Origin of the sequence: Brumimicrobium glaciale (assembly GCF_004152935.1) — a bacterium.
Lineage (GTDB): Bacteria > Bacteroidota > Bacteroidia > Flavobacteriales_D > Crocinitomicaceae > Brumimicrobium > Brumimicrobium glaciale.
Genome location: NZ_SETE01000008.1, coordinates 39,490 through 52,887 on the forward strand (window position 1 = coordinate 39,490; position 13,398 = coordinate 52,887).

Here is a 13,398-nt window from a genome sequence, read left to right on the forward strand (position 1 = left end):
TTGAAATCAAACGATTTTCAATGTTATTTTAGTGAAAAATAAACAACACGTCTAATAAACACATGCAAAAAACAGCAATCCTAATTAGCCTCTTATCTTTAATCAGCGCTTTTGCTTTTAATGAATTAAACATCCATTTTTTAAAGAAAGACAGCGTTGAATTAAGATACAATGAAACCGTAATTACTGCAGATGATGTGAGTTATATTCGTCCTGCACAGAACTACCTAGAAATTGGAGAGTTAAAAAATAATATGGTTGGAGATGGATCATACTTTTTACGTCCTCCAGGCTATTCTTCTTTATTTGTATTCTATGGTTCTTTCCTTGAAATAGAAAACGCAGTAAAAGCTGTGAAAACAACCCAACTTATACTTTTTGCTTTATCTGTCTATTGCTTGTTTTTCATTGCCTTTGGATATATAAAATCTAAGAAAATCGCCATTTTAATTACGGGAATTTATGGAGTTACCAACCTAGCTTCTGGTTTTCTATATTATACATTAACAGAAGCTATTACTCCAGCACTTGTTATTTTCTTTGTGTTTTTCTTAATGCGGGCCAAAGAAGAAAATCGGCATAAAGCGAAACTTCTCTTCTACTATATTGCTGCTGCGATTTTCTCATTTCTCTTTATTACCCGCCCTGTCTTGGCTATTTTAGGTCTAGCTTTTCCATTCTTTATTTATGCAGATTTCTGGAAAAGAAAGAAACAGTTTTTTACGCAATTAATACTCGTTGGTCTTATAGCTTCTAGTGGAATGATCGTTTGGCAGGTAAGGAATTACAATATCACCAATCAAATTGTAGGATTAAATCCTATTTATTATCCTGAAAATAGTCAATCTAGTTTTCGCCCAACACATGAAGCGCTTTGGGATTTATGCAAAGGTTGGGGAGAAATCGGTGCGGATTTCCATTCTTATGTCGGCCCATTCTGGAGTTCAGCCATTCATGGCAATGCTAGTCAAGAAGATATCGATAAAATCATTAGTCATTTTCCTGATGAAGTAGTAGAAAAACTAGATAGAAACAAAATAGAGACAATGTTTAGTAACTATCAACTTTCAATTGAAAATCAAAAATACTACTATGAGAATAGGCTACCAATGCCTCAAGAAATTCCAGAAATTGAAACAAAAACAATTCTACAGATTAATGAATTAACAGCTGATTTCAAAAAAGAATTCTGGTTTCAATATTATATTTCAAGTCCAATAAAGGTGTTTAAAGAATTGGCATTTCACTCGAATTTATCTTTTTACATTTTCCAAAAAACATTCAGAGGAAACTTTCTAATGGAAGGCTTTAGATTATTCGCTTTTTCAATTCATGTATTGGCTTTTGTGACTTTGATTTTTAGCTTATTTTTCAAAACACCAATTCATCTGAAATCTATCTTTTCTTACGCCTTATTGATATACGTTTTCTTTCTCATTTTCGTCCAACGAGGTATTGAAGAACGCTATTCTCTCCCCATTCTTCCTCTCGTTTTAGTGAGTTTTGGGTATTTTCTTATGAAATTTAAAACTACAATCTCTCAAAAATGGATTCGGAATAAAGAATGAAAGGCCCTTCGAGTAAACTATTCGCTATAATCAATATTCCTATCGAACAATTAGTTTTTCAACCTCCAAGTTCATATCAGAATAAACTTTCACAAAGTAAAAACCTGAAGTTAAGCTCAAATTGCTCAGCTTAACTTCATTCTGTTTTCCATCAAATTTGGCACTACGAATCAATTGCCCTGTTTCATTTATAATCTCAATTGAAGAGATCACCTGATTTGAAGCAATCATTAAATCATGACCTGTATTTAAAGGATTTGGATAAATATTCAAGGAACCAATATCATCAAACAAAATTGATTTAATATCTGAATAGGAAAATTTACCATCAAAATCTACTTGCTTTAATCGGTAATAACTGATTCCAGCTTCTGGATATCTATCAAGGTGATTATAATTTATCAAGTGAGTACTATTTCCAGCACCATCAAGCTTGCTGATAGATTCAAAATTAAATCCATCTGTTGAACGTTCTAAATCAAAATAGTCATTGTTCAATTCTGAAGCAGTTGTCCAGTTTACCATTGCTGAAGCATCTTGCTTTTTAACTTCAAACTCAGTTAATTCAATAGGAAGAGGATTGACATCATTTGTTGTTCCAATGGTGAACGTACTAAAATCAGGAACAGCTCCAAAAGATTTTACCGATCCATTTGATGCATTTCCAGATATTCCGCCATTTCCTAAATCTTCCCAAAGACTTCCATTCCATCGACTTACCAAAAGAGTAGATTGATCAACAACTCCACTACAACTTCCAGGCACCGTATTTCTATATGAAAGCTCTACAACAACTGAGCTACTTGATGCCAATCTGTCCAAAAGCCAATATTCACAGGAGCTAATATTGAATATTGAAATTTCCAATGGACTATTTGGAGTACCACTCGAAACAACATTTTGCGGGAAATATTCAGCCCTAAATTGAGCGGAAATGTCATCTGGTTTTGAAGCCATTCTTATTGGTCTATAAAAATTAGCTTTACCGACTGGAAAAGTAAACAAATCATTTCCTATTTTTGTTACTGGCCCATTTACAAAAGCGTTGTTTGAAACAGAAATTACAAATGAATTATCCGACATAAACAGCATATTTATATCTGTTGTATTAATATTCCCTTGAAGCAAGACGAGAAAATTTATTATTTCTATTGGAGTGTTTAATGTAATGTCGTCATTTGGGTTTGAAGTTTCAAATGCGGCGAACTCCGGTTTTGGAGTAGCTCCAACCACAGAGATAAATTGAGGTCCTGTCCCATTCATTGACACCGTTCCGCCACCAGACGCCCCAAAAACCATGACATCGTTAGAGTTTATTATAATTGATTTGGCATATTTACTTGTCGAGTTATAAGTTGGTAAAATGTCACCTGTACCAGCTTTTTCATAAGTTACGTCTTCATTAAAAGTGTTACCTATCACATTAGAGGGCTTAAAATCACCTGACCCTGTATTCCTTAACACAGTAATTCCATAAAAAGTATTTCCTCCATCACTTTCATCATTATCAGCTCCCGTTTTATGAAGTATCGCAGAAGAATGATAAGTTGAATTATTTGAAAACAACTTTGGACTGCGAAAAACTACATCACCGTTCCAAATTGAATTATTACTTTCCAAACGAGTCGTTCCTGTATTTAATTCTATAACTTGAGCCGTACTCCCCATTTGAATAAGGTTTTGCATTAATAGATTTTCAGCGATAAAACCATCTGGACCAATAGAAATATTACTACCGCTAGACAAAGTACCTGTTCCACCGTTTGCTCCAAAATATACTCCATCTGATAAACTAGATGGTGCGTTTATAGTTACACCTTGAAAGTACACATTCTCGCTACCTATATCATGATTTAAGAAAATCTCAGCATCCGAGGCATTAGAAGTCAGGGTTAAATTAAGTGATCCAATAAATCTTATATCTCCACTGTTCCCAACATAAATTTGTTTTATATTACCTCCTAATCCTGAATTTAAGACTGTTGTGTTTCCCGAAACTGTTATCTCTGCACTTGTTGATTTAGCCAGAATGATTTCAGCTCTATTTGAGGTAGATGAATTCGTTATTTCTAAGTCACCGATAAAATATACCTTACCATTCTCACCAATAATGACATCATTTCTTACACCATTCGAATTGTTAATTACAGTGGTGTTACCTCCTACAGATAAAGAGGAGGTAATTTGGTTTGCAATAACTACTTGTTGAGCACTTCCTGCACCTGAGGATGCCATAACAGTAAGGTCACCAGCAATAAAGTTTCCAAATGCTCCGTAAGCAATCGCTAAATCACCATCGCCTTCACTCAAAAGAGTCAAGTTCTCTTCCCATCTATCAAAGCTAGAGTTTCCCATTCTAATATGACCTGATCCGGTGTTCTTTATTATACAATTTCTCTCGAAAGTATTTCCTCCTTCGCTATTATCGTTAATAGCACCATTTTTCTCAAGGTAACTTAAGCCTCTATACGTGGTGTTTTCTGATATAATTCTAGGACTAATAAAACTTACATCACCCTCCCAACTAGAACCAATAGTTTCAAAACTAGCGGACCCTGTTAATGTAATGTTTTGCGCTGTGAGACCGGTTTGAGTGAGGTTTTCAATAATTAATTCTCCTGTTGCAAAACCTCCACTACCAATAGTTAAAGTAAACCCATTAGCTAAACTTGTAGTTCCTCCACTCTTACCAAACTGCACACCTTCCCCGTTTATGTGCGTATTTTCAACAACAACATTACCGTTAAAAGTAACGCTTGACGTTGCTTTATCAGCTATAAGAACGAAATTATTATTAGCGTCAGAATTATTAGAAATGGAAGTATTGCCATTTATAACTACCGAACCTCTTTCACCAATATATGTCCTTTTTGTAACTCCTCCATTTGCAGTTTGGATTAAATTAAGTATTCCATTTACGGCTAATGAACTATTTAAGCTGGCGGAAAGGTTAACCTCACCATCTTTACCCTGTGGTGAGTTATCAATAATCAAATCACCATTTAATACAATACCACCAGCATGAGGAAAAAAGACCCTACTATTATCTGCGCTACCCACATTTTTAATAAAAACATCGCCACCTATAGTTATACTAGATACTGCGTCGTTACCAATCCTAACTATATTGCTCCCTAAACCAAATCCATCGTTGTTAATAGATAAATATCCAACTATGATATTATTTGCACTACTGTTAGCTATGAATATGTTTGATTCACCAGAATTATCAATATCCAAGTTCATTTGAAAGACATCTGGATTATCACTTCCCATAATGAAACGACCCTTACCAGAGTTTTTCAGTACTACATTTCTATCAAAAAAGTTATTTCCTTTGGAGTCATCTGTTTCATTTCCCGTTTTCTCAATATAAGTATTTCCATGAAACCTCGAAGAATGGGTAGTTACACCCGATGCAACTCCATTAAAATCCCCACCCCAATCACTAGATTCAGAACTTAATTCTGCTGTTCCTGTTAAGGTTAGGGATTGTGCAGTTGTACCAGTCTGATTAAAATTCCCAAAACGAAGTTTACCACTAACAAACCCACCAGAACCAATTGAAACACGTCTATTAGCAGCCAAAACTCCTGAACCACCCGCATTTCCAAAATAAACTCCATCACCGTCAGACTGGGTATTTGATACTACTATGTGGCCATTATAAATATTACTACTTCCTGAATTACGATTCAATATAAATTGATTCGTGCTAGATGTTGAATTATTGATTAAAATTAGAGAATCGCCAAAACTCACATCTCCTCTGAATCCAATATTAGTTCTCGTGTCATCATTGACTCCATTATTTATAAATTTTGATACTCCATTAACAGAAACTTTTGATGTTTCAGCGTTGGCAATAAAAATTCTTGACTTATCGCCAGTTGCATTTTGTGTCACATCCAACCTTCCAGCAATGCTTACAGAACCAGAATTTCCAATAGTAATAGAACTATTACTGGCAGATGAAGTAGTTAAAACAGTCATATCTCCAGCAACAGCTAATGAACTAAATTCATCTTCGCTTAAAATGATAGCCTCTGAAGAACCATTTCCAGTAATTTTTAGATCACCCGTTACAATATTGCCTGAGCTATTCTCAGCTAAAAATATTCTTCCAGATCCACTATTGATAATATCTAAATCCTTTAGAAACTCATCGGGATTAATTCTGCCTAAAATTAATCGGCTAGATCCTGAATTAATTATAATTGTATTTTCAGTAAATATGCATCCACCGTCACCATTTGTGATGGCTGATCCAGTTTGCTCAGCAGTAACAATAGCATTAAAGACACCTCCATTGAATTCTATTCTCCCGCTTTCAATGTTAATAATAGCGCCGAATTTAACATTCTGGAATCGAGTCCGCCCTGAAGTTGAATAATTAATCTCTGAAGTTCCTGGAGAATCATTTATCGTTCCTCCTAAAAAACTACAGTCTTCATTTCCTGAAACTGTAGGGTTAAATGAAAAGCCTCTTAAATCAATGATACCTGAGTAATTCTCTGTGTTTATTCCATCAAATGCAGCGGCTACATCCAAATTACAATTCCCTAATCCATTAGCATTGAAATAAACGAAATCTCCATTTGAAGGAACAGAAGCGCCTCCAGGACCTCCATCTGTTGCTGACCAATTGGCTGTATTATTCCATTGACCTAATGACGAGGCAATCCAATATCGATCAGCTGAATAGACTGTTGAGCTTAAAGAAAATAAGAATAATATTAATATAAGATTTTTCATTTGGATAGGTTAAAATTTATATTGCGATCTAGGTAAAAAACAAATATACATAATTTAGTTAAAAAACGTAATTGTTATTTGTTAAAAACGAACATATTCTACTGATTGCCTTTGACATATGAATAAAAACATTCTAGACTAGAGGCTTTTCTCACAAAATTGCTTGGTATAGTTGAAAAGTAGAAAATATTTAACTTTCATACAAAAACAAATAAAAACTAAAATAAGAGACTACTTAACAATAAATGATAGAATATATTATTTTTATCAAATGAATTACCTCCTCTCAAATCAAGAAACAAAAAGGTTGAAATTTCGACTTCTCCATGAAGATGATTTTGATAAATGGCTTCCATTATTTAAATCCGAAAACATTGCTAAATACTTAGACTTTGACCCAAAACTGTCTCCAAATGAAATGTGTGAAAAATGGTTTGAGAAATCATTGAATAGATATGATTTAGGAAATGGAGGAATGAATGTAATGATCAACAATAAAACAAATCGATTTATTGGACAATGTGGTTTATTAATTCAAAATATTGACAATGAAGAGCGATTAGAAATTGGATATTCTATACTTCCTGAGTTTTGGAATTGTGGTTATGCATCTGAAGCAGCAGCATTGTGCAAAGATTATGCTTTCGAAAATAACTTTTCAGAATCTTTAATTTCTATGATTCATATTGAGAATATAGGCTCAGAAAAAGTGGCGCTAAAAAACGGAATGACACTAGAAAAAACAATTGGCGATTTTAATATTTTTAGTATCGATAAAAAAGACTGGGGTTAATTTGATTATTACAAATCATCAAAACTGAGTCTATTTAGTTGATAATCAATTAAAAAAATTCATTAAAACTCATTTATTAATATTCACTCGCTTTTAATTACTTTTGATTGAAAGGCTTTAACATTTAATAAATCAACTATGTCAGAAACATTTAAACCCAAAGATTACAATTCTTTATCACCCTATTTAATAGTTGATGATGCAGAAAATTTAGTGGAATTGCTTAAGGTTATTTTCAATGCAAAAGAATTGCGCAGATTTAATCATGACAATGGAAGAATTGCACATATAGAACTAAAACTAGATGACAGTGTTTTGATGATCAGTAATAGCACTGATATTTACCCAGCACACAAAACTATGCTTCATTATTATGTTCCTAATGTTTTTAAAACCTTTCATTTAGCTATCGAAAATGGTTGCAAAATAATTGAAGCACCTTTCAAAAAAAAGGGTGAATCTGATGTTCGTGGTTCATTTTATGATCTCGCTGATAATTATTGGTCAATTGCTTCTCAAAAAGATTTAAAATCAGAATAATATATTTAAGCGACCAATAAAAAACCAAAAAGGCATAACTGATAAAACTCATGTTTTTAGTGTTGCATCCTAATAAATAAATAAGCAACTTAGAGGTATATTTCAAAAGTGCAGAAAAATATTTGAAACAAAGATTCCTTCCACTTTTAAGCAATTGTCTATTTCAGAAAAACAATGAAAAAATATATCTCAGTAATCCTTGTCATTTTCGTGATTTCATCATGCAATCATCAAGGAAGTGAAAATCAAATAAAGCCTAAAAAGAGTAACATTACAGAGTCAGTTTATGGCTCAGTAAAAATCACTCCTGAAGTTTATTACAATTCGCAACCATTGCGCTCTGGAATAATTGATAGCATTTTCATTAAGGAAGGTGAATTGGTTAAAAAAGATCAAATCTTATTTCAAATTGCACCAACTATAAGTGTGAATGTACAATTAGAAAATGCTGAAATCAATTTGAGTGAAGCAAAATCGAATTATTTAGGGAGTAATAATCTGCTCAAAAATATTCAGTTAGAAATAAAAAATTTGGAAGAAAATTTATTACAAGATTCCATAAATTTCAATAGAGAGCAAAGATTATTGGCGAGTAATGTTGGTACACAAGCCAATTACGAATTGGTCAAATTAAAATATGACAACACTAAAATTCAGCTTGAATTAGCAAAACAGAAATTCCAACAATCTAAAAGCAATCTTGGAAATGTTTACAAAAAAGCGTTGAATCAAATTAAAACAGAAAAGGACGAAATCACCGACTTAAATATTCGCTCTAAAATGGATGGTAAGATTTATTCTATTCTAAAAGAAGAGGGAGATTTTATTAGTACACAAGAAAAGTTCGCTGAAATTGGAAGTCACGATCAATTTATCATTGAAATGGATATTGATGAAGTTGATATTACAAAAATCAAGCTGGGAGATTCAGTTTTGATTTCTTTAGACGCTTATGCAAATGAAGTCTTTCTAGCAATTGTTAGTAAAATTTATCCTAAAAAAGACAACTTGAGTCAAACTTTCAGGGTGGAAAGTGTATTTGTAAAACAACCGAATAAGTTGTATTATGGATTAGCAGGAGAAGCAAATATTATAGTTTCAAGAAGAAAAAACACGTTGGTTATTCCTGCTGAATTCTTACTTCCAAACAATAGAGTGATGACTTTAGAAGGAGAGAAAAATGTTGCTGTAGGAATGAAGAACTTGGAATTTGTTGAAATATTATCAGGAATTGATTCGACTACAACATTGATTAAACCATAGGATATGGACAAACTGAGACTAATTCTGGATATTTCAAAAACGCATTTATTGGCCAAGAAAAAGCAAACTCTTGTTGCTGCACTTGGAGTTACATTTGGAATTGGAATGTTTATTATCATGATGAGCTTCATGACTGGATTGAATATTCTTCTGGATGGCCTAGTTTTAAACAGAACTCCACATATTCAAATTTATAATAAAACGACGCCAACTGAATATCAACCTGCAAATAAATACTTTGATGAAGTCAGCAATATCAATCAAATTTATTCCATTAAACCCAAAAGTCGATTAGACCGAATTCATAATGCTTTACCTATTCTCTCTGAACTTAAAAAGAATGATGATGTTTTGGGTGCAACTCCTCAAACGACATGTAAAGTATTTTATTTATCGGGATCTAACAATTTGAATGGTGTCATTAGCGGAATTGAAGTTAATGAAGAAATAAGACTTTTCAACTTTAATGAATACGTGGTAAAAGGCGACGTTAACAGCCTAATTAAAAAGAAGAACAGTATATTATTAGGTTCTGGAATCGCTAAAAAACTATCCCTTTCTGTTGGAGATAATATTCAAATAACCAGCACAAATGGAACAAATTTCTCGCTTAATATTGGAGGAATATACCAAAGTGGATTAGCTGAAGTAGACGATATTCAAAGTTTCGTAAACCTGAAAATGGCCCAACAAATTAGTAGCGCAGGAGGAAATTACATTAGCAGAATTCATGTTAAACTAAAAGATATTGAAAAAGCTGTCCCGTTTTCTAAACTGATTGAAAACATTTACGACGTTGAAGCTTTGGATATAAACACCGCCAATGCTCAATTTGATACTGGATCGGATATAAGAACACTGATTTCTTATGCTGTTTCCATTACTTTACTCATTGTTGCCGGTTTTGGAATTTACAACATTCTCAATATGTTCATCTATGAAAAAATGAATGATATTGCCATTTTGAAAGCAACTGGATTTACAGGAAAAGATGTCATGTATATTTTCATACTTCAAGCTTTAGTTATCGGGTTTATCGGTGCATTTTTAGGTATGGCTATTGGATATGGCGGTTCTGTTTTGATTGACAATATTAAGTTTGAAACTGAAGCCTTACCGACAATCAAAACATATCCAATAAATTACAATCCTAACTTTTACATTTTAGGTTTTATTTTCGCAACAGTCTCGACTTTTCTGGCTGGATATTTACCCGCAAAAAAAGCGCAAAAGATAGATCCTATCGATATAATTAGAGGACAATAATAAGATTATGAATTCAATATTAGAAGCCAAAAATATAGACAAATACTTTTTAACACCAACGAAATTTCACGTCCTAAAAGACATTTCATTGCAAGTTCAAAGAAAGGAGTTTGTTTCGATAATGGGGAAATCAGGCTGCGGGAAATCAACGCTTCTGTATATTCTTTCTACTATGGACACAAGCTATACAGGAGATCTAATAATTGATGGACAAAGCATGAATAATCAATCCAAGGATGATTTATCGCGCATAAGAAATGAGAAAATTGGTTTTATTTTTCAGTTTCATTATTTACTTCCTGAATTTACGGTACTTAAAAATGTGATGCTTCCTGCCCTCAAACTTGGTAAAGAGGACAGGAAAACAATAGAAAAAAATGCGCTGGCGAAATTAGATTTATTGGGAATTGTGGACCAAGCAAACAAAAAAGCATCAAAAATTTCAGGAGGACAGAAACAAAGAGTTGCCATTGCGCGTGCTTTAATCAATAATCCAAAAATTATTATGGCCGATGAACCTACAGGAAACTTAGACAGTAAGAATTCTGAAATCGTTTTCAATGTGCTCAGAAGTTTAAGCGACGAGTTTGACATGTCCATGTTGGTGGTTACACATGATCATGATTTCGCAGCAAAAACAGACCGAATCATTGAAATGGAAGATGGATATATATTGAAAGATAAAATGGAAGAGATTTAAAATTAAAGGATTAAGGGATTCTAAAATTTGAGATTTAGGAATTGGAAAATTCAATAATTCAAAAAAATAATAAACTATTTTGATAGAAAAAAATAATATTTTCGTAACAGTCCTCACTGTCTATTACTCACATGAAACTGCAGTAATTCGCGGACGATTGGAAGCAGAGGGAATAGAGTGTAATGTTATTGATGAATTAACTGTTCAAGTCAATCCTTTATATTCAAACGCAATTGGAGGAGTCAAGCTGCAAGTCAGAGAAAGTGATTTTGAAAACGCAATTGTGATTTTAAAAGAAGGTGGTTACTTAACAGACAGCGACCTTGAAAAATCAGCACCTAAAATGATTTCATTTTTTGAAAGAAACACTTCGAAAATTCCATTATTAAAAAATGTTCGATTTGAAATTCGTGTTATGGTAATTGTTGCCGTTTTGGTTGGAATAATTGGTGGATTATTTGTGATTTTTAATTCAGGAGGCAATTATTGATAAATTTATATAGCAAACTCCTACTATTTACAATAAGTTATTATTACTGCCATTTCTAAATTTTAATACTTGAAAAATATTCAAACAAAAAACTGACTTATTCCCATAAAACCAATGATAATAGGTATTCTGAGATATATTATCATAATAATCTACTTATCCTTGTAGTTCAACTAATCAATTAATTCCATGCCTCAACTTAGGTTAAAAAATACTACATTGAAATATGTTTTCACTTTACTCCTACTATCAATAGTATTAAATTACTCATTTTCACAAACCGGACCTGGCGGTGTTGGAAAAGCTGATGGAAGTTCGCATCTAGAATTCTGGTATATAGCAAATGGTGAAAGCTATTCGAATAACGCTTTGGTTAATTCAATTTCTGATCGCTCTGGAAATGGAAGAACATTAACTGCTAGTGAAGGGGAACGCCCAACTTTTACATCAACGACAGCTGGAGCTAACAATATGTCGTCTCTTGTTTTTAATTTAACCCAAGAATTGGAATCAGGCTACCAAGGGAATTCTAATGAAAACATGTCGTTTGGTGCAATTTATAGCTACATTCCTGATGAATCTTTGAATATTCTAATCCAGCATGGGGGAAGAAATACAATGGGAGTATCGGCCAGTGACTATTATGCTGATTACGTTGGAGGTAACAACCAGACAAGCACTATAAAAGCAAAAACAGATTGGACATATCATTCTAAAACATTTGCTAACGCTGGTACTAACAGATTGAAGTATTTTGTAAACAATGCAAACACAGATAACTTTACGCACAATATCGAAGATAGAACAAGTAACACTTGGATAGGTGGACATGGAATCGGAGGTGGTACAGGTTTTTCAGGAAGTATTGGAGAGGTTTATAAATTTTCCAGGGTTTTGAATAGCGCTGAACAAACAATAATCGCCAATTATTTATCCGCTAAATATGGATTAACATTAGCATCCAATGATCTTTACAAGCAAGATGATCCAGCGAATGGAAATTACGATCATGATGTTGCAGGAATTGGAAGAGTAAATTCATCAAACCAACATTCAGATTCACAAGGAACTGGAATAGTTAGGATCTCAAATCCATCTAATTTAGGGGACAATGAGTTTCTTTTTTGGGGACATGATAATGGAACGCAATTAGCAATTGAATCAACAGATGTTTCAGCACCGATTTTGAAGAGATTTGAAAGAGTCTGGAGAGCGAGTGAAGTAAACACCTCTGGCTCCGCAGTAGATGTTGGAACTATAAATATCAGCTTTGATTTAAGTGATTTAGGACTGGTTACATCATCTGACTTAGGGTTGCTTGTTGACAGCGATAATGATGGTTTCTTTAATGATGAAATACCAATATTTGGAGCCACAAATGTAGGAGGAAATATTTATCAATTTACTGGAGTGAGTGCATTACAAAACGATTTAAGATTCACATTAGGCACCATTAACCCAGTCCAAACACCTTTGCCTATTGCGCTTATTGATTTTTCAGTAAAAGCATTTGATAACAAAGAAGTAAACATAAATTGGCAAACTGGATCTGAAATTAACAATGACTTTTTCACTATAGAAAGATCTAAAAACACAAAAGATTGGGAGGTAATAAACATAACGAAAGGAGCAGGAAATTCATCTACTTATTTGAACTATAATTCAATCGATTTCAATCCTTTTTATGGAATATCTTACTACAAATTAAAACAAACTGATTTTGATGGTAGATCGGAATATTTTGAAATAAAAAGTGTTCAAATCAAAGGTCTCGAAAATAGTCAACCATTAATTTATCCAAATCCATTTAATAATCAAATAACTATTGAAGCAAACGCAATTGAACTAGAAGAGGTTTTAATTTACAACCTACTCGGCAAAAATGTGACATCAGAAACTATTAAATTAGAGAATACTGAAACAAAGATTATAATAGATTTATCTCAATTAGGATCAGGTTTCTATTTTAGAAAAACAAAAACCAGCGTTAGTAAAGTAATTAAACAGTAATTTTATTGAAAGT

9 protein-coding genes are annotated in these 13,398 nt (G+C 33.0%); 8 read left to right on the forward strand and 1 reads right to left on the reverse strand.

Annotation, left to right across the window (positions count from 1 at the left end; translation table 11 throughout):
* Positions 1-62 precede the first annotated feature (62 nt).
* Positions 63-1,568, forward strand: coding sequence for a hypothetical protein (locus tag ERX46_RS16190; RefSeq protein ID WP_130094913.1), 1,506 nt, complete (start codon positions 63-65; stop codon positions 1,566-1,568).
* Positions 1,569-1,607: 39 nt separating this feature from the next.
* Here ERX46_RS16190 and ERX46_RS16195 read toward each other — a convergent pair whose 3' ends face one another.
* The gene (locus tag ERX46_RS16195) at positions 1,608-6,323 is read right to left on the reverse strand and encodes a T9SS type A sorting domain-containing protein (RefSeq protein ID WP_130094914.1); all 4,716 of its coding nucleotides are present in this window, start codon (positions 6,321-6,323) and stop codon (positions 1,608-1,610) included.
* 271 nt (positions 6,324-6,594) lie between these two features.
* On the opposite strand from ERX46_RS16195, the gene ERX46_RS16200 reads away from it, so the two are divergent.
* The 7 genes from ERX46_RS16200 (at position 6,595) to ERX46_RS16230 (ending at position 13,385) form a co-directional block, all read left to right on the forward strand.
* Positions 6,595-7,116 carry a GNAT family N-acetyltransferase gene (locus ERX46_RS16200; RefSeq protein ID WP_130094915.1) on the forward strand — a complete coding sequence of 174 codons (522 nt, stop codon included), beginning with the start codon at positions 6,595-6,597 and terminating at the stop codon, positions 7,114-7,116.
* A 138-nt stretch (positions 7,117-7,254) separates the two neighbouring features.
* A complete protein-coding gene (locus ERX46_RS16205) occupies positions 7,255-7,656 on the forward strand; it encodes a VOC family protein (protein WP_130094916.1) in 402 nt (133 codons plus the stop codon).
* 174 nt (positions 7,657-7,830) lie between these two features.
* A complete protein-coding gene (locus ERX46_RS16210; RefSeq protein WP_130094917.1) occupies positions 7,831-8,919 on the forward strand; it encodes an efflux RND transporter periplasmic adaptor subunit in 1,089 nt (362 codons plus the stop codon).
* Between the two features lie 3 nt (positions 8,920-8,922).
* Complete coding sequence (locus tag ERX46_RS16215) at positions 8,923-10,185, forward strand: ABC transporter permease (RefSeq protein WP_130094918.1); 1,263 nt, start codon at positions 8,923-8,925, stop codon at positions 10,183-10,185.
* Between the two features lie 7 nt (positions 10,186-10,192).
* The gene (locus ERX46_RS16220; RefSeq protein ID WP_130094919.1) at positions 10,193-10,885 is read left to right on the forward strand and encodes an ABC transporter ATP-binding protein; all 693 of its coding nucleotides are present in this window, start codon (positions 10,193-10,195) and stop codon (positions 10,883-10,885) included.
* A 79-nt stretch (positions 10,886-10,964) separates the two neighbouring features.
* On the forward strand, positions 10,965-11,375 hold the full coding sequence (locus ERX46_RS16225; protein ID WP_242494590.1) for a DUF2007 domain-containing protein: 411 nt from the start codon (positions 10,965-10,967) through the stop codon (positions 11,373-11,375).
* Positions 11,376-11,594: 219 nt separating this feature from the next.
* Positions 11,595-13,385 carry a T9SS type A sorting domain-containing protein gene (locus tag ERX46_RS16230; RefSeq protein WP_165366262.1) on the forward strand — a complete coding sequence of 597 codons (1,791 nt, stop codon included), beginning with the start codon at positions 11,595-11,597 and terminating at the stop codon, positions 13,383-13,385.
* Positions 13,386-13,398 lie beyond the last annotated feature (13 nt).